Origin of the sequence: Winogradskyella sp. UBA3174 (genome assembly GCF_002364335.1) — a bacterium.
Taxonomy (GTDB): Bacteria; Bacteroidota; Bacteroidia; order Flavobacteriales; family Flavobacteriaceae; genus Winogradskyella.
Window position 1 is genome coordinate 85,522 of the sequence record NZ_DEXW01000025.1, and the last position, 18,521, is coordinate 104,042.

Below are 18,521 nucleotides of genomic sequence, written 5' to 3' on the forward strand. Positions count from 1 at the left end.
TGAGTTAGCACTTCCTATTGCAAACTAATACTGATTATCTTTTATACGGCTACATCATATTCACGTAAAGCATCATTTAAAGAGGTCTTTTTATCTGTACTCTCTTTGCGTTTCCCAATAATTAATGCACATGGCACTTGGAATTCACCAGCTTTAAATTTCTTTGTATAGCTTCCTGGTATCACAACAGAACGTGATGGTACAACACCTTTCGTTTCAATAGGTTCGTCACCAGTAACATCTATGATTTTAGTGCTCATAGTTAATACTACATTTGCACCTAAAACAGCTTCTTTTTCTACACGGACTCCCTCAACAACAATACAACGACTCCCAATAAAGGCGCCATCTTCAATAATTACAGGAGCGGCTTGTAATGGCTCTAAAACTCCACCAATACCAACACCACCAGAAAGATGTACATTTTTACCAATCTGTGCACAGCTACCAACCGTTGCCCAAGTATCTATCATAGTGCCTTCATCTACATAAGCCCCAATATTTACATAGCTTGGCATTAAGATAGTGCCAGAAGATATATAGGCTCCATGTCTTGCTACTGCATGAGGTACGACACGGATTCCTTTTTCTGCATAACCACGTTTTAATGGGATTTTGTCGTGATATTCAAAAATACCGACTTCAAAAGTTTCCATTTTTTGGATTGGAAAATAAAGTACGACAGCTTTTTTAACCCACTCATTAACCTGCCATCCATCTTTAATAGGCTCAGCAACTCTTAATGTGCCTTCATCTACAAGATCAATGACATTACGAATAGCGTTGATTGTGACTTCATTTTTTAATTGAGAACGATCATCCCAAGCATTTTCTATAATAGATTGTAGTTGTTTCATTGCAGTAATTATAAGTTATGCTTCAAAGATACTTTTATAATCATGTAAGCTAAAAAACTTTTTCAAAAAAATGTAACCTATTAGGTAAAGCTTTGTCTTAATGGTAATTAAGTCGATCGGTGTTTTTAATAAATATCTTAGAATTTAATTAATAGCTAATTTAGAAAGCTCTTTTCCCCTTAATTAAGTAGTTTTCTTTTTTAGAAATTTAGCAAGAAAAATGTGACCTATTTAAATCAATAGTGTCTTAATAAATGATTAATACAATGATTTACTTATAGAGGCTAATAAAATCAGAGTTTAATTGATAGCTAATTTTTAAAAACGCTTCTTTTTATTAAGGAGCGTTTTTTATTGCATTACCTTTGCCAAATATGGGACGAATTTTAGCTATAGATTTTGGTACTAAACGAACAGGTTTAGCTGTTACAGATGAGATGCAGATTATTGCATCTGGTTTAACAACAGTTGACACTAAAGGTTTAATTGAATTTTTGAAAAAGTATATTTCAAATGAAAATGTAGATAAATTTGTTGTAGGCTTACCTAAGCAAATGGATAATACAGCATCTGAGAGTGAGGTTTTTATTCAGAAGTTTTTAGTTCAATTAGAAAAAGCTATTCCTCAAATTCCTGTTGTACGCGTAGATGAACGTTTTACGTCTAAAATGGCATTTCAAACAATGATTGATAGTGGTTTAAAGAAAAAACAACGCAAAAATAAAGCGTTAATTGATGAGATTAGCGCCACATTAATTTTACAAAGTTATTTGGCTTCAAATTTTTAAATAAGAATTGTATTTTTGCAACCGAAAATAAACCAATTATGATTTTACCAATCGTTGCTTATGGCGATACTGTTTTAAAGAAAAAGGCAAAGGAAATAGATAAAGATTATCCTAAGTTAGATGCACTCCTAGAAAATATGTATGAGACTATGTATGGTGCATTTGGTGTAGGCTTAGCAGCTCCGCAAATAGGCTTGGCTATCCGTATATTTTTGGTAGACACAGAGCCATTCTCTGACGATGAAGATCTTTCAGAGGAAGATAGAGAGCAGATGAAAAACTTTAAAAAGACCTTTATCAACGCTAAGATATTAGAGGAAGATGGTGATGAATGGGCTTTTAATGAAGGCTGTTTAAGTATTCCAGATGTAAGGGAAGACGTTTTTAGACAACCTAAGATTAAAATTCAATATCAAGATGAAAATTTTGAAACACATGTCGAAGAATACGAGGGTTTAATAGCTAGAGTTATTCAGCATGAATACGATCATATTGAAGGAGTTTTATTTACTGATAAATTATCATCATTTAAGAAGCGTTTAATAAAAGGCAAGTTAACCAACATATCAAAAGGCAAGATTAACATAGATTATAAAATGCGTTTTCCTGCGATGAGTAAAAAGCGCTAATACAAAATATATGAGTTTAGATAAAATTTTATCCATTTCTGGGAAACCAGGATTATTTCAAATCGTAACACAGACTAGAACAGGTGCTGTAGTAGAATCATTAATTGATAAAAAACGTATTACTGTAGGTGCACATAGCAACATTAGTATATTAAGTGAAATAGCAATTTATACCTTAACAGAAGAAGTGCCTTTAAAGGATGTGCTAAAGAAGGTTAAGGATAAAGAGAAAGGTGAGCTAACAACTATTAGCCATAAGGATAGCAAGGATGCTTTAGAAGAATTTTTCTTTGAAGTATTACCAGATTATGATGAAGACCGTGTTTATCCCTCAGATATTAAAAAGGTGGTGCAATGGTATAATTTACTCCAAAAAAACGATCTTCTAGAAGTATTAGAAACAGAAGACAAAGAAAAGACTTCTGACGAAGAAGAATAAATATGCCTGATAAAGCAGCCCAATTAAAAGCATTTGAGCGTTTGTTGACCATCATGGATGAGTTGCGAGAGCAATGTCCGTGGGATAAAAAACAAACCTTAGAATCATTACGTCATTTAACTATCGAAGAAGTTTACGAACTTGGAGATGCCATACTTGATAATGATTTGGATGAAGTAAAAAAAGAGTTGGGTGACGTTTTATTACATATCGTTTTCTATGCCAAAATTGGTAGTGAGACTAACGACTTTGATATTGCAGATGTCTGCCATAGTATTTGTGATAAACTTGTAAGTCGTCATCCGCATATCTATGGTGATGTTGTGGTTAAGGATGAAGAGGAGGTGAAACGCAATTGGGAGCAACTTAAATTAAATGAGGGAAAAACTAGTGTTTTAGAAGGTGTGCCAAAAAGTTTGCCAGCGATGGTAAAAGCTAATCGCATACAAGAAAAAGTGTCTGGTGTTGGTTTTGATTGGGATGAACCAGAACAAGTTTTTGAAAAAGTAGAGGAGGAGCTTGCAGAGCTTAAAGTTGAAATTGTAAAAGGCGACCAAGATGCTATTGAAAGTGAATTTGGTGATGTATTATTCTCAATGATTAATTATGCAAGATTTCTTAAGGTTAGTCCTGAGAATGCTTTAGAACGCACCAATAAAAAATTCATTAAACGCTTTCAGTATCTTGAAAGTAAATCTAAAGATTTAAACAAGTCGCTTAAGGATATGACACTTTCTGAAATGGATGTGTTTTGGGAAGAGGCGAAGTCTTTGTAGTATTTTCTGTTATTCCTGCGAATGCCAGGCAATCTACACAAAGCAAAAAATGCACTTAAATAAATTAACCAACTACTCAGACAACCATTGATTTGTTATTCTGAACTCGTTTCAGAATATAGAATTGTTTTAAATGTTTTAAAACTTTCTTATTTAAGAAGAAATCACAATTTAGTATTCTGTTAAAATTTACTAAAAGTTCAATTCTAAAAATCCAAAACTAATTTGTGTACGTAAATACTGTATATAAAAGCAATAAACGTTTTTATAATTTTAGTAGGAGATCTTAGTTATTATTTTAAGCGGTTGTAATTAAGGTTAATTTAGTTTAGTTAGGGCAAAACCCATCTGTAAATAACAGATGGGTTTTGATTTTTACTATATTTATAGAAGTTGGACTTAACTTATTGATGATAAAATTTAATACCTATATATTTATCTCTCTCTCTCTCTCTCTCTCTCTCTCTCTCTCTCTCTCTCTCTTCTTTTAAGTAATTGCTGTAGTATGGAGACTATACTAGAAAAGGGTACGGAAAACCACTTGCACATATTATATGAACAACAGTTGAAGCATAATGATAAAATAAAGAATAAAAGGATAAGAGATGAATTGGTTATAAATGACGGTGTTTATGCTGATTTTTGGATACTCAAAATGTTGAGTAATGGTAGAAACTACTCACTAAGAAATCATGATACTTTTAATAATACTGAAAATGATATATTTTATTCTTTAGATTACTATAGTGCTACTGTTTACTATAGTGTTATTTGGAATAAAGATTTCGTCTTGTGTTTTAGAAACGGAGAAAAGCTTAATACTGTAAAAGCTTTAAATAAAAATAATCCTTTTGTAAAACAATATTTGATACCATTAAAAATAAATATTTCAAAAAATCATAGCTTACCAAACATTACAAAAAGTGACCATATAAGCACAGGTAAAGGTCTTTATTTAGCTTCAATAGTACAAATATCCAACAGTAAAGTCGTTGATGTCAAAACTAAGTTTTGGGTTAATGGAAATCTTAATTGGTAAAAAAATAAATATAAATAAAAGGTAAGCAATTAGCTTACCTTTTATTTAACTATACATCTTACGAACCTTAGTCAACTTAGCTTTCCAAGTGTCTAAATCCTTTTTATGATTATCAATGTTTTTATGGACCTCTTTAACCAAAGGATTATCTGATTTTACGTTAGAGAAAAACTGTAGATTATTTTCTAATTGGTTAATCTCAGATTTAATATCGTCTATACGCTTACGAATAAAGTTTTGCTCATTGTCTAGTAAACGTGTATCGTCAGTGTCGGCAAGGTTTTCTAGCTTGCTTTCAAACTTTATCATTTCTAGCTTAGATTTATCTATTTTCAGCTTGTCAAAGGTATCATCAATCGCTTTATAGAATTTACCATCTATGTAACGTTTGTTTTGTGGTACATAGCCAATTTCTTTCCATTCAGATATTTTAGATTGTAGTGTTTTAATATCTGCTTTAGGATCGTCCGTTAATTCTAGAGCTTTTAATTCATCTAGTAGTTTTGCTTTCTTATCAAAAGCATCAAATAAATGCTGATCTTTCGCTTTACGCTCAGCATGCATTCTATTAAAATAATGGTTACATGCACCTTTAAATTGTTTCCATATTTTATCACTATCGCGTCTTGGTACGTGTCCGATTTTCTTCCATTCGTTCTGAATTTTCTTCATCAACGCAGTTACAGTTACAAAATCTTCACCGTCTTTGTTGTCTTCAGCGATCTTAATTAAATCCTTTTTCTTCTGTAGATTTTCGAACTGATCTTTCTTTAAGTCTTTATAGAAATGATTTTTACCACGATTAAAAGTTCTAACAGCATCTTTAAATTTGGCCCAAGTAGGTTCGTTTAGTTTTAGGGGCACTTTACCTGCGTTAAAGAAAGCTTCTCTTAACGCTTCAACTTCTTTTATTTTCTTTTGCCAAGCACTATGAGAATCTGTTGTATTTTCTGCAACAACCATAATTTTAGCAATGATTTCCTCTTTATTTTCTAGATTTTTTTCATGCGCTTTATCTAAGTCAGCATAGTAACTTTGACGTTTGTCATGAATGGTTTTAGTAGCGTTACTAAAACGTTCCCATATTTTCTCTCTGTGCTCTTTTCCAACAGGGCCGAGTTCTTCTTTCCACATTTTATGTAGCACCTGTAACTCTCTAAACGAACGGTTTGTATTCTCGTCTTGTGCCAACTCTTCTGCACGTTCTATGATTTTTAGTTTCTGCTCATAGTTATGCTTAAAGTCCATATCTCTCAAATCATTATTGAGATGTAAAAAGTCGTAAAAACGTTCTACATGGTGGTGATAGGTATTCCAAGCATTATTGTATTTATCTCTTGGAATTGGACCAGCATTACGCCAGCTTTCTTGTAATTCTTTAAAGTGTTTATAGGTAGTGTTAATGTTTTCTTCAACACTTAATAAACCCTTAATGTCTTCGATTATAGTTAATCTGTTTTCTAGATTTTGCTTAAGGTTCTGCTCGCGCTCTTTGTAATATCCATTAATAGAAGACTTATATTCTTTGTACAGCGAACCAAACAATTTCTTGGTATCATCAGTATAGTAGAAATCTATTGCGTTTCCGCCTTCAGCTACAAACTCTTCTTTCTTTTCATCTATAAGTCCACTAAATTTAGCGTTAAATTCAGTTTTAATCTCATTGACATGCTTAGAAATGGTCTGAATTTTGTGATGCTTTAAAAGTGAACTAAATTCAGTAACCAACTCGTTCATAGACATAGCATGGTAGTCTTTGTCTTCTAGCTCATGACGTTCTGCATTAGACTCATCCTCTGCGTCTTCTGCGTTAGAGGCTTCAATTTCATCAACATGGTCTTTTTTATCTGAATCAGTTTCTTCAGTAATCTCTTCTTCAGTTTTAGCTTCAACTTTAGTTTCAGTTACTGCGTCTTCTTCCTTTGTTACCAAAGTTTCTTCGTTTTCAGTCTCAGCTTTGACTTCATTAGGTTTAATTTCAACCCCAGCTTTTACTTCAGTTTCAGTGTCTACCTCTTTTTCGATTTTAGTTTCAATCGGTGAAGTTACTTCTTGTGTTGGAGTAGTTTCTTGTGATTCTACTTCTTTTTTTCCGTCTGCATCTTGCAGGTTATCATTCTCAGACATATGTCGTAATATTTATTAGGATGCTAAAGATAGTGACAAGTAGCATAATTACAAAAGGTTTTGGTGATTGTGTCAAGAATATTGGGACTTTAGGACTTATTCCAAATTCGCCAAGACTTTTCTGCTTGTAACTTTAACATTTCTAATCCGTTAATTGTTGTTGCTCCTTTAATATTACCATAGCTCAAGAATTTAGTTTCATCTGGGTTGTAGATAAGATCGTAAAGTATATGCTTTTTTGTAATTGCATCATAGGGAATATCAGGGCACTTATCTACATAAGGAAATGTACCAATTGGTGTGCAGTTAATTATAATAGTATATTTTTTTATGATGTCTTCAGTCAAATTAGAATACAAAAATCGAACTCCTTCTTTTTCTGAACGCGATACATAATCAAAATTAATTTTCAGCTTTTTAAGTGCATAAGCAATAGCTTTTGATGCTCCACCTGTGCCAAGAACTAATGCGTTTTTGTGATGTTTTTTTAGATGCGGTTTTATTGAGTTTTTAAAACCATAAAAATCAGTATTATAGCCGATTATTTTTTTATTTTGTGTAATTCTAATAGTATTTACAGCACCAATTTCTCGAGCTTTTTTATTTAAAAAGTCTAGTATAGGAATGACTTCTTCTTTATAAGGAATTGTAACGTTGAGACCTTTTAAATTTGGAGTGTTTTTAATTATAGTGTTGAGTTCTGAGATAGATAGCAAATCGAAATTCACATAGGAATGTGATAAATTTTCTTCTTTAAATTTATTAGCAAAATAATTTCGTGAAAACGAGTAAGAGATGTCTCTACCTACTAATCCGAATTTAAACTTTGAGTTGTCTTGTTTTGTGTCCATACCATTCTAATCCTAAAACTATAAGGATTCCTAAGGCAATATAAGCAATTGCGAAATAAGTTTGGGTATTGAATTCTGGTAAAAAACGTTCAAAATCTGCAATGATTTGTTTTCCAGTAGAATCTAATATTGAAGCACCTTCGGAATTTGTTTTATAAATGGTTTCTTTCCACGGCCATACGACTCCTAACGAACCTATAATAAAGCCCATAATAGTTGAAAGCGTAATGCTTTTATAATGCTTAAGTATATAACTTAGAATATGAGAAAAGGTAACTAAACCTGCAATAGAACCTAATGTAAAAACACTTAAAACTTTAAGTAACCTTACACGTGCTTCATTTTTTATAAACTCAAAATCACCACTAAAAATATCAAAAATAGTATCGTTTAATGCATTTACTGAGTCTACAAGAAGTAAAACATAATTACCTAATAAAATTAGAATGAATGAACCAGAAAACCCTGGAAGTGTCATGCCAGAAACGCTGATAATACCACAAAGGAATACAAAAAACAAGTTGTCGTTTTCTGTCGCAGGATCTAAAAAGCTAATACTTAGGCCTACCGCAGCACCAAAAACTAAGGTAAGTATTGTTTTCCTATTCCATTCCCCAAAATCTTTACTGATATAATATATTGAGCCAAGAATCATTCCGAAGAAAAGACTCCAAACATAGAGCTCATAATTGGCAATCAAATAATCTAGAACTTTAGAAACGCTAAAGTAACTCACAATCATTCCAAAAAATAAAAGGCTTATAAATTTACCATTGATGTAGCGGTAAAAACTTTTGAAACGGCCATTTAGAAGTAGTTTGAGTGCCGTTTTATTAACGCATTGTAGCGAGTATATAAATTCTTCGTAAAAGCCAGCTACAAAAGCAACAACACCACCAGAAACTCCAGGAACTTTATTTGCAGCTCCCATGGCCAAACCTTTAATAATCAGAAAAAAACGATCTTTAAGGGTTCTGGTGCTTTGCATTAAGCTTTGTTTTTTTGTTTGCCTAAAATTTCTAGAATTAAAATAGCGGTAAAACCGATGATGATAAACAAAAGAGCCATTACCATTTGGTTATCTCCATCATAAGAGGTTGGAAGAATACTTTTGTCTAATAAAGTGACTTCTTCACCTTCAGTATTAATTCTTGTTTTTAATACCTGTTTCCAAGGCCAAATTTTATTAAGTGAGCCAATCATAAAACCTGTGAGAATGGCTAAGGTTAGGTTCTTTTTATGTTTAAACATCCAGTTTAATGCTTTTGAAAACACTTTGAGACCAATTACGGCACCAATAGCTAATAAGGTAAACTTAAGTAGTGCATCTTTAAAAAGATCCATGTTTCCTGAGGTAATCCCTTCTATAAGATTGTTTATGGTATCTATTGCTGTTTGGTAAGCTCCTAAAATGAGTAATATAAAAGCGCCAGAAACACCAGGTAAAATCATTGCTATAATGGCTATAAAACCACAAAATAAAAGATAGAACGGACTATCTGGTGATGCAAAAGGCTCTGCTAGTGTTATTAAATAAGATAAAACGGAAGTGATTAGTATTGCTAATATAATTTTTACTGACCAGTCTTTTATCTGTTTAGCTATATATAATATACTTGCTAAGACTAAACCAAAAAAGAACGACCATAACAAAACAGGTTCGTTATGTAATAACCATTTTATTACTTTAGCAAGGGATAGAATACTAATAGCTATACCAGAGAAAAGTGCCAAAATAAAATTCCCATTAATGGAATTCCAAGCGGTTTTAAATCCCTCTTTTTTCCAGACTTTAAAAACTCCAAGATTTACTTTATCAATACTTTCTAAAAGTTCTTCATAAATCCCTGAGATAAAAGCAATAGTTCCACCTGAAACTCCGGGTACTACATCAGCAGCTCCCATAGCAATACCCTTAAACATAACTACTAAATAATCTAAAAAACGTCTTTGCATTTCTCTTATTTGTATGAAGTGCTAATGTATGGGTTTTTTTAGTTGGTCGCCTTTTTAGAATCTGAAATTATAGCGCTAACCATAGGTTTTTCTACCAACTTAGGAAACAGTTCTGAAATGATAAAGCTGTAATCTTTATTTAAGAGAACGGCATTCTTTAGATGAAAGCGTCCTTCGTCAACCATGTGTAGTGTAAAGTATAGTCCGCCAAGTCTATATTCTACTTCTGCATTTTCGGGATAAAATTCAGTAGCTTGAATTAAATTAAATGAAGCGGCTTCAAACTCACCAAGGGCAATTAAAATATCAGATCTATTTAACCAGGTATCTAGCTCATAGTTGCCTAATTCTAAGGTGTTTTTATAACCACGTTCTGCTTCTTCGAGAAAATTTAAGCGTTTGTTTATTGTTGCATATAGTTTCCAGTATAGCGCATTATCACCATCAATATTTACGGCCTTATTAATATAATAAAGTCCTTTTTGATAGTTTAAGCGCTTCATGTAGAATTTTGTAATAGCCAACCAACCTTTGTCTAACAAAGGATCTTCATCTACTGTTTTTTTGAAGAATTGAATAGCTAAGTCATCTTGATTTAATTTTTCGTAGCAATGGCCTATTCGTAATAAGGCAAAAGACGTAGGTTCTTCTAAAGCTAAGGTTATCTTATAATTTTCAATAGCTTCTTCGTAGTTCTTTAGTTTTTCTAATACCTTTCCTTTTTCTATATAAGCACCTACAAAAGTGTCATCAGAAATTATTGCGAAATCGAAAGCAGCATTAGCTTTCTCATAATCTTTTAAAGTAAAATATTGTCTACCTAATTGATGCCAACCTACCTCGCAATAAGGATTTGTATCTAAGAATTTATTTAGATATTCTATGGCTTCTTCATTTTTATTTAGGAAATCATAGCAATAGACTATGTTGTGTAAAGCAGAATAATCTGACTCATCAGTTTCTAAGCATTTTTTAAAATATACAATGGCTTTATCAAACTTATCCAAGAACAAATACTCCATACCAACTAAAGCATATAAGTCAGCATCGTCATCTGGAGTATCAGACATGTTTATTGCTATGAGTAATGTTTCTATAGCTTTTTCATGTTGATCTTGTTTAGAAAGCACATTTGCTTTTTGAATAAAAATTTCCTCATTTGCTGGCTCTAAATTATGAAGCATTTCGAGAATGTTATTGGCGTCAGGAAATTTATTTTCAATAATTAATATTTCTACTTGAAATAATCTAAGATTAATAGAAGCAGGGTGTTGTTCTAAGCCTAATTTAATAGCGCGCTTAGCTAAAGCAATTTTTCCAATTTCAAGGTAATGGTGAATAATATTTTCGAATTCACTCGAATCAAAAAACAAAATATCATTTGTCTTTAACATCGATTCGAATCTGGTAAGCGATAAGTTTTCGTCTTCGTGACTGTATTGCATAAGCGGTTTAAATATTCACTAGATTAAATTTACTCTTATCATTTACACTTAATCGATTTTTGATTTAATGTTCTTAACAAACTAATTAACATTAAAAATTTACTTTAAATAATCTATGTTATATAATGTAAACCAGTAAGTTGTGTTTTCATAAAGTGCACTAAATCGAATCTAATATGGAAGTTATCATCTGACATCCTTTAATGATTTCTACATTAGAAATTGTTAGTGGAGGCGAAATCCTAATGGCTTTAGGTTCAAAAAGCAACCAAAAAAGAATAAGTCCTTCCTCTTGAGCACGCAAAATAACGGTATTTACGACCTCAGAATTAGCCATGATTAAAGCGAGCATTAAGCCACGACCTCTTATTTCTTTGATATGTTTATGTTGAAGATTGTTACGAATAAGTTGTTCCTTTTCTAGTGCTTCAGTCATTAAATTAGACTCGGTAATTTCCTTTAGTGTGGCTAATGCTGCTGCTGCAATAACTGAGTTTCCACCGAATGTTGTAATGTGTCCGAGTTTTGGATTATCACTAAGATGTAGCATCATATCTTTTGAAGCGGTAAACGCCCCAATTGGTAATCCACCACCTAAACCTTTGCCAGTTACAACTATGTCTGGTAGGCAATTGTAATTTTCGAATCCAAATAATTTTCCTGTTCTACCAATACCTGGTTGTATTTCGTCTAAAATAAAAACAGCACCAACTGCATTGCATTTTGCTTGAACTTTCTGTAAATAGTTATTTATAGGTTCAATAAAACCAGCGCCACCTTGTATCGTTTCTAATACAACAGCAGCTGTTTGTTCTGTAATTTGTTCTAGACAGTAAACGCAATTAAATGTTATATGCTTTATATCTGGTATTAAGGGTAGGAAAGGTTTCTTTCGTTCTTCAAAATCCATTAAACTTAAAGAACCCATTGTATTACCATGATATGCGTTTTTGGCCGCTATGATTTCACTACGACCAGTATATCGTCTGGCTAATTTTATACTGCCTTCAATAGCTTCTGTGCCAGAATTAACTAAATAAGTTGTTTCTAATGGCTGTGGTAAATTTTTTGCAATTAGTTTAGATAATTCAACTGCTGGTTTCTGAATGTATTCTCCATAAACCATGACGTGAAGGTACTTATCTAATTGTTCTTTAATTGCGTTGACAACTTTTGGATGACAATGCCCTAAACTATTAGCAGATACACCAGCAACAAAGTCTAAATAAGCTTTGCCTTTAGTGTCATATATATATGAACCTTTGGCATGACTTATTTCCATAGCCAAAGGATGTGGTGTAGTTTGCGCTTGATATTTAAAAAAATCATCTTGCATTACGCTATTATTGACCAGTTTTATTCTGAAGTTTTTTTGGATCAGTTTTGTTCTTCAATGGTACCAAAGGTGCTTCCTTTTTAGGAAGGTTACGCGCTGCTTTATTTGGTTTGTTAGGTGCAGCTTTGCCAGCTTCTTCTATTTTTTTAATAACCTGATTATCAATAAATTCTTCAGGTGGTATATAGTCGTCGAGACCTTTTATTTTTGTTAATATTAAAGGTGGTTCGTCTTTAAATAAATCGTCAACAGACATTGGTCGTTCTTCTCCGCGCCAATCAAATCCTCTAAGGCGTTTACTGCTATTTGGGAATTTAGACGGAGGTAATAGCTCTCCATCAATTTGATTAATTAGTCCAATACGTTGAATGGCTTTTTCTTTAATTTTTATATTAAGACTCCCAGATTTAGATTTATTAATACCAACTAATTCCTGATCTTCATTTCTAGAGTAATATAGAACTTCTGCATTTTTTATAACATCAACGTTATACAATTCGTTATCTCTAAATAAGCCTATAAGTCGTTGCCCTTTTATTTGATTAAAATTATCTTCACCTAAGGTATCTTTACTTACTAAAAATGCATTATTAAAAACCTTTAAGGAATCTAGTTTTTCTGTTTCAACGTTAGAAATTAAATGAATAGTATCACCTGTCATTTGGTTACCTAAGTTCCATAATACTGGTTTTCGTCTTAAAGAAAATACATCATTAGAACTAAACCTAGCTAGGTTTATCATTTTGGTTAAACCTGTTTTGTGGTTAACATGCAGGGAATCTGATTTTGCTGCTAAATCACTTTTAAATAGGCGTACGTTATTCCAGCCTCTAGTGATACGATTATCTTCTTTGCCTGTTACCATTAAAGTATCTGCACGGATATATACAGAATCTTGTTCTTGCACTGTAATGGCTACGGCGCGTTTGGTTATAAACAGAGAATCTTTTTCTCTAAAGACTTCTGCATAATGACCTCTAATAATACTCTTGTTAATGGTATCTGTAACTGTAATGTTATTAGTAGCAGAAGCAAAACTGCGATTTCGGTCAAAATATATACTATCTCCTTCTACAGTTCTATTGTCGTATTCAATTTTAGCATTACGTTGAAAGTTGCCAATATTAGTGTTTGTATTATAAAAGCCCCTTTCCGTATAAATAGTGCTTGTTTCTCCGACAATAGTTGATGGTCCAAAAAGATAAGCATGACCATTTTCTGTAAAGAAATCTAAACGTTCTGTATTTAGGGTATACTCAGGATTTACAAGAACAACATCTTGCACAAATTGATATTTTTTGCTATTCGTATAATAGCGACCAATTTGGCTTGTAATTGTACCTGAAGAGTCTCTAACGACTTTACCTTTTGTGTTGTAATAAGCTTGTTGTTTGGCTCTATTAAAATAGAGTAAGTCTGTTGTGAGCACAGACTGTGGTTCTGTTAAGACAACATCACCTCTTGCTAATGCTAGTTGTGTTATACCACTATATTCCACATACTTGGCAACCATATTAATAGAGTCACCTTGTTTCATATTCACATTACCAAAAGCTTCTAAAAAGTCTTCATCTTCATAATAAATTGCTTTATCACAAAAAACATCAGCTCCCTTATGTATAAAGTGGACTTGTTTTGATTTATCTCTTACAAAGATTTTTGCGCCTTCTTTTATTTCAGGGTCAGTAGTTAATGTACCAGTGTAGACAACAGTGATTTTTTGCTTCTGTGCAAAACTGATCGATACTGTGCAAAAGCATAAAAGAAAGCTTATGTTTTTTATAAGATTTAACATCATATATTTTTATAAAATAACACGTATAGATTTCCTTTAGTATGCCTTAACAGTTTTTTTAACAGAAGTACAAACTTACTAAATTGTCTTTCTAATAATCGTTTGCTTGCGGTCTGGCCCAACAGAAACAATAGTAATAGGGATATTAAGTTTGTTTTCTAAAAACTCAACATAATCATTTAATTGTTTAGGTAATTGAGACGCTTGTGTCATACCTGTTAAATCTTCAGCCCAACCTTTAACTTCCGTATAAATTGGAGTTATGTTTTCTGCTTCAATATTGTATGGTAAATGGGTGATTTCTTCGCCTTTATATTTATAAGCAGTACATACTTTTAAGGTTTTAAACCCAGAAAGCACATCACCTTTCATCATTATTAGTTGTGTAACACCATTTACTTGGCAAGCATAACGTAATGCCACTAAATCTAACCAACCGCAACGTCTTGATCTACCTGTTGTAGCACCAAATTCTTGCCCAACACGTCCCATAGTTTCTCCATCTTCATCAAATAATTCTGTTGGAAAAGGTCCTGAACCAACACGAGTTGTATAGGCTTTAAATATGCCAAAAACTTCACCAATTTGGTTTGGTGCAACACCTAAACCTGTACAAGCACCAGCTGCAGTAGTATTTGAAGATGTAACGAATGGATACGTTCCAAAATCAATATCTAAAAGCGATCCTTGTGCCCCTTCAGCTAAAATAGATTTACCAGATTGTTGTGCTTGATAAATGTATTCTTCAGAATCTATAAATTTTAAACTTTTTAAAGTTTCAATGGCGTTAAAGAAATCAGCCTCTAATTCTTTTAAATCATACTGAATATCTACGTTGTAAAAATCAATCATAGCTTCATGCTTATCTGCTAAAGCTCTGTATTTGTCTTTCCAGTCGGTTAATTCAATATCACCAACTCTAATGCCATTTCTACCGGTTTTGTCCATATAAGTTGGACCAATACCTTTTAATGTAGAACCTATTTTTGCTTTGCCTTTTGAAGCTTCACTCGCAGCATCTAGTAAGCGATGCGTAGGTAAAATGATATGAGCTTTTCGCGAAATACAAAGTGATTTTCTGTAATCGACATTTTGCTCTTCTAATTTGTCTAATTCCTTTTTAAAAATAACGGGATCGATAACTACGCCATTACCAACAAGATTCACTTTGCCTTCATGAAAAATTCCTGAAGGAATCGTGTGTAGTATATGTTTTTTACCGTTAAAAACCAGTGTATGCCCTGCGTTTGGCCCACCTTGAAAGCGTGCAATAATATCGTATTTAGAGGTAAATACATCAACAATTTTTCCTTTGCCTTCATCGCCCCATTGTAATCCAAGTAGTAAATCTACTGCCATTGTAAAATTAGTTAGTTGTCCTTTTTACGATTTCCGTAAAAATATAGTGAATGATTAGTTATCTCAATATCAAAAACATCTTCGATGGTTTGTTTGATGGTTTGTATACGTGGATCACAAAATTCTATGACTTCTCCTGTGTCTGTTAGAATAACATGATCATGATTTTTATCAAAATATGATTTTTCGTAATGCGCCTGACTTTGCCCAAACTGATGTTTGCGTACTAGTGAACAATCCAACAATAATTCAATAGTATTATAGAGCGTAGCTCTACTTACGCGATAGTTTTTGTTTTTCATTTTAATGTACAGAGATTCTATATCAAAATGATCTTCACTATCATAAATTTCTTGTAGTATAGCGTAACGCTCAGGTGTTTTTCTATGACCTTTATCTTCAAGGAATTGTGTAAAGACACGCTTTACAATTTCTTGGTTACTTTCTTCTGTGGTTGCATCCATAATAAGAGACAAATTTACATAAATTTATAGGATATGAATTATTAAATTCAGTATTAAAAGCGAAAGAAATGAACAAGTTTTCAAGACTTATTTAATAAAGAAAAAAACTATACTCTAGTGACTTTATCTATACCATTAATTTTTTTCAGCTTATCCATTAGATTTTTAAGCATCGTTTGATTTTTAACTTCAACCGTTATTTTACCCGTAAAGATACCGTCATCACTAGAAAAACTTAAACTTTTCATGTTTACATGTAAATTCCCAGATATGAGTTTAGTAATATCACTTACTAAACCCAGATTATCTATACCAGAAAGTGTGATCTGAGATGTGTAAACCTGTTGAGAAGAATCTATCCACTTGGCTAGCATAATTCTGTAAGCATAGTTAGATTGTAAACTCACTGCATTAGGACAGTTTTTTTTATGCACTTTTATACCATCGTTAATCGTAACAAAACCAAACACTTTATCACCTGGAATAGGACTACAGCAATTAGCCAAGGTGTAACTAAGGTGTTGTTCTTCCTTACCAAAAACCAGCATATCGTACTTTGAGGTAATCTCATCTTTGTCAATATCCTTTGGTACATCTGTTTTACGGATACGGTTTTTAATATAGCTCATAAAGGCATTGCTTCGAGACGATGCAAATGCTTTGAGCTTTGTATTATCAATGGTGCCAATACCTACGCGATAAAACAAATCTAAAGAGGTACTGAGTTTAAAATAATTAACAAGATCGTTAACCGAACTTTCATTCAAAGTAATTTTAAGTTGTTTAAGCTTTCGTCTTAAAATTTCTTTTCCTTCTTCGGCTATTTCTTTTGTGTCTGCATTTAATGCCGATTTAATTTTACTCCGTGCTCTTGCAGTAGTTGCATAGTCTAGCCAATTGGCATTAGGCTTTACATTTTCTGAAGTCATTATCTCTACACGATCACCACTTTGTAATTCGTGACTGAGTGGCATTAACTTACCGTTTACTTTAGCTCCTCTTGTTTTCATGCCAACTTGGGTGTGTATACTAAACGCAAAATCGAGTGAAGTAGCACCTTTAGGGAGTGATTTTAAATCTCCTTTTGGTGAGAATACAAATATTTCTTTAGAATATAAATTGAGCTTAAACTGTTCTACAAAATCAACGGCATCTGCTTCATTATTCTCAAGTGCTTCTTGTAGGCGGCTTATCCAAAGATCTAAATTATCATCTTTGTTGTCATTGTTTTTATACTTATAATGCGCAGCATAGCCTTTTTCTGCAATTTCATTCATACGCTCACTACGAATCTGTACTTCTACCCAATGACTTTTTGGTCCAACAACAGTGATATGAAGTGCTTCATAACCTGTAGATTTTGGTGAAGAAATCCAATCGCGAAGTCGAATAGGATTAGGTGTAAAGTGATCCGTTACTATAGAATATATTTTCCAGGCTAAGAATTTTTCATTTGCTATATCAGACTTGTAAACAATTCTTACCGCAAACTTATCATACACTTCATCAAAAGAAACACCTTGTTTTACCATTTTTCTACGAATACTGAAGATAGATTTTGGTCTCCCTTTAATCTCGTAGTTTAAGCCTTCAGTATTTAAGGAGTCTTCTATAACTTTAGAAAACGCTTTAATGTATTTGTCTTGATCTTCTTTACTGTCTTGTATCTTACTTAAAATATCCTCGTATACTTCTGGCTCTGTATATTTAAGTCCTAAGTCTTCGAGTTCTGTTTTAATATTATAAAGTCCAATTCTGTGAGCAAGAGGCGCATAGATGTATAAGGTTTCTGATGCAATTTTAACTTGCTTGTCTGTTTGCATAGAATCCATAGTCTGCATATTGTGCAAACGGTCTGCGATTTTTATAATAATTACTCGGACATCATCATTTAATGTGAGTAACATTTTTCTGAAATTCTCTGCCTGTAGAGAGACATCCATATCTTTTTTAAGCGAAGAAATTTTAGTAAGACCATCTACAATTCTGGCAACGGTTTCACCAAAAAGACGTTCTATGTCTGCAATGGTGTAGTCAGGATTGTCTTCAACCACATCGTGAAGCAAAGCTGCTGCAATAGAGGTTGCATCCATGCCAATTTCTTGAGCTACAATTTTAGCAACAGCAATAGGATGAAAAATATACGCCTCACCAGACTTGCGTCGCTGGTCTTTGTGGGCATCTACAGCTACTTCAAAAGCATGACGAATTAATTTCTTATCGTTTGCAGTCAGAGTCTGATAGCTTACCTTAAGTAATTCTTTGTAAGCTTTTGCAATGGCTTTATTTTCTATTTCTATGGCTTCCTCAGTCATAGAACTAATGTAGTAAAACCTTTGCTAATAGGCAATGGTTTTTTTGAAGGAAATTTTAGAAGTTTAGTTAGGGTCTCTTGAATATGAAAATATATATGCTTTCGTCTATTAACCGATTGAAGTCGTTAATTAAGAGTTATTTCAATGTAGATTTTCATGAATGTTCTATTTCCTTATGTCTACTGGAATTTACCATGTGTTATCAGCTGTGTTTTTTCCAATACCGTTTACCATAACTGCAAAACACCTCTTCTCCTTGTTTTATTTTTTTTGATGCTTTTATGCATACATTGTTGTCGTCATCTAATGTGATTTTTGCATTATTTTTAAAATTGCTATTGGATA

The 18,521-nt window shown here is 32.7% G+C and carries 17 protein-coding genes; 5 read left to right on the top strand and 12 right to left on the bottom strand.

Annotated elements, in window-relative coordinates; genetic code table 11:
* Positions 1-41: 41 nt before the first annotated feature.
* Entirely contained in the window at positions 42-857 is an 816-nt protein-coding gene (locus B2U95_RS02815; RefSeq protein ID WP_296312553.1) for a 2,3,4,5-tetrahydropyridine-2,6-dicarboxylate N-succinyltransferase, read from the bottom strand.
* 374 nt (positions 858-1,231) lie between these two features.
* On the opposite strand from B2U95_RS02815, the gene ruvX reads away from it, so the two are divergent.
* The 5 genes from ruvX to B2U95_RS02840 all read left to right on the top strand — a co-directional run bounded on the left by ruvX (position 1,232) and on the right by B2U95_RS02840 (position 4,528).
* Positions 1,232-1,645 carry a Holliday junction resolvase RuvX gene (ruvX, locus tag B2U95_RS02820; protein WP_296312555.1) on the top strand — a complete coding sequence of 138 codons (414 nt, stop codon included), beginning with the start codon at positions 1,232-1,234 and terminating at the stop codon, positions 1,643-1,645.
* A gap of 38 nt (positions 1,646-1,683) precedes the next feature.
* Complete coding sequence (def, locus tag B2U95_RS02825) at positions 1,684-2,274, top strand: peptide deformylase (RefSeq protein WP_296312559.1); 591 nt, start codon at positions 1,684-1,686, stop codon at positions 2,272-2,274.
* Between the two features lie 10 nt (positions 2,275-2,284).
* Positions 2,285-2,713 carry a DUF5606 domain-containing protein gene (locus B2U95_RS02830; RefSeq protein WP_296312562.1) on the top strand — a complete coding sequence of 143 codons (429 nt, stop codon included), beginning with the start codon at positions 2,285-2,287 and terminating at the stop codon, positions 2,711-2,713.
* A 2-nt stretch (positions 2,714-2,715) separates the two neighbouring features.
* A complete protein-coding gene (gene mazG, locus B2U95_RS02835; RefSeq protein WP_296312565.1) occupies positions 2,716-3,489 on the top strand; it encodes a nucleoside triphosphate pyrophosphohydrolase in 774 nt (257 codons plus the stop codon).
* 505 nt (positions 3,490-3,994) lie between these two features.
* The gene (locus B2U95_RS02840) at positions 3,995-4,528 is read left to right on the top strand and encodes a hypothetical protein (RefSeq protein WP_296312567.1); all 534 of its coding nucleotides are present in this window, start codon (positions 3,995-3,997) and stop codon (positions 4,526-4,528) included.
* Positions 4,529-4,573: 45 nt separating this feature from the next.
* On the opposite strand, the gene B2U95_RS02845 is transcribed toward B2U95_RS02840, so the two are convergent.
* The 11 genes from B2U95_RS02845 to B2U95_RS02895 all read right to left on the bottom strand — a co-directional run.
* Complete coding sequence (locus B2U95_RS02845; RefSeq protein ID WP_296312570.1) at positions 4,574-6,655, bottom strand: DUF349 domain-containing protein; 2,082 nt, start codon at positions 6,653-6,655, stop codon at positions 4,574-4,576.
* A gap of 89 nt (positions 6,656-6,744) precedes the next feature.
* Positions 6,745-7,506, bottom strand: coding sequence for a shikimate dehydrogenase family protein (locus B2U95_RS02850; RefSeq protein WP_296312573.1), 762 nt, complete (start codon positions 7,504-7,506; stop codon positions 6,745-6,747).
* The gene (locus B2U95_RS02855) at positions 7,475-8,494 is read right to left on the bottom strand and encodes a DUF368 domain-containing protein (protein WP_296312576.1); all 1,020 of its coding nucleotides are present in this window, start codon (positions 8,492-8,494) and stop codon (positions 7,475-7,477) included. Before B2U95_RS02855 ends, B2U95_RS02850 begins: the two co-directional genes overlap by 32 nt.
* On the bottom strand, positions 8,494-9,462 hold the full coding sequence (locus B2U95_RS02860) for a DUF368 domain-containing protein (protein ID WP_296312579.1): 969 nt from the start codon (positions 9,460-9,462) through the stop codon (positions 8,494-8,496). Before B2U95_RS02860 ends, B2U95_RS02855 begins: the two co-directional genes overlap by 1 nt.
* Positions 9,463-9,500: 38 nt before the next feature.
* Positions 9,501-10,907: a tetratricopeptide repeat protein gene (locus B2U95_RS02865; RefSeq protein WP_296312582.1), complete on the bottom strand. Its 1,407-nt coding sequence runs from the start codon at positions 10,905-10,907 to the stop codon at positions 9,501-9,503.
* A gap of 160 nt (positions 10,908-11,067) precedes the next feature.
* Positions 11,068-12,243 carry an aspartate aminotransferase family protein gene (locus B2U95_RS02870; RefSeq protein ID WP_296312586.1) on the bottom strand — a complete coding sequence of 392 codons (1,176 nt, stop codon included), beginning with the start codon at positions 12,241-12,243 and terminating at the stop codon, positions 11,068-11,070.
* A 7-nt stretch (positions 12,244-12,250) separates the two neighbouring features.
* Positions 12,251-14,041 (bottom strand): OstA-like protein, encoded by a 1,791-nt coding sequence (locus B2U95_RS02875; protein ID WP_296312588.1) that lies wholly within the window; start codon positions 14,039-14,041, stop codon positions 12,251-12,253.
* Positions 14,042-14,116: 75 nt separating this feature from the next.
* On the bottom strand, positions 14,117-15,397 hold the full coding sequence (locus B2U95_RS02880; protein WP_296312589.1) for an adenylosuccinate synthase: 1,281 nt from the start codon (positions 15,395-15,397) through the stop codon (positions 14,117-14,119).
* A gap of 11 nt (positions 15,398-15,408) precedes the next feature.
* Entirely contained in the window at positions 15,409-15,861 is a 453-nt protein-coding gene (locus B2U95_RS02885) for a Fur family transcriptional regulator (RefSeq protein ID WP_296312591.1), read from the bottom strand.
* 107 nt (positions 15,862-15,968) lie between these two features.
* A complete protein-coding gene (locus B2U95_RS02890) occupies positions 15,969-18,176 on the bottom strand; it encodes a RelA/SpoT family protein (RefSeq protein WP_296312593.1) in 2,208 nt (735 codons plus the stop codon).
* A 202-nt stretch (positions 18,177-18,378) separates the two neighbouring features.
* The coding region (locus tag B2U95_RS02895; protein WP_296312914.1) for an SET domain-containing protein-lysine N-methyltransferase at positions 18,379-18,521 on the bottom strand (143 nt) is incomplete at its 5' end.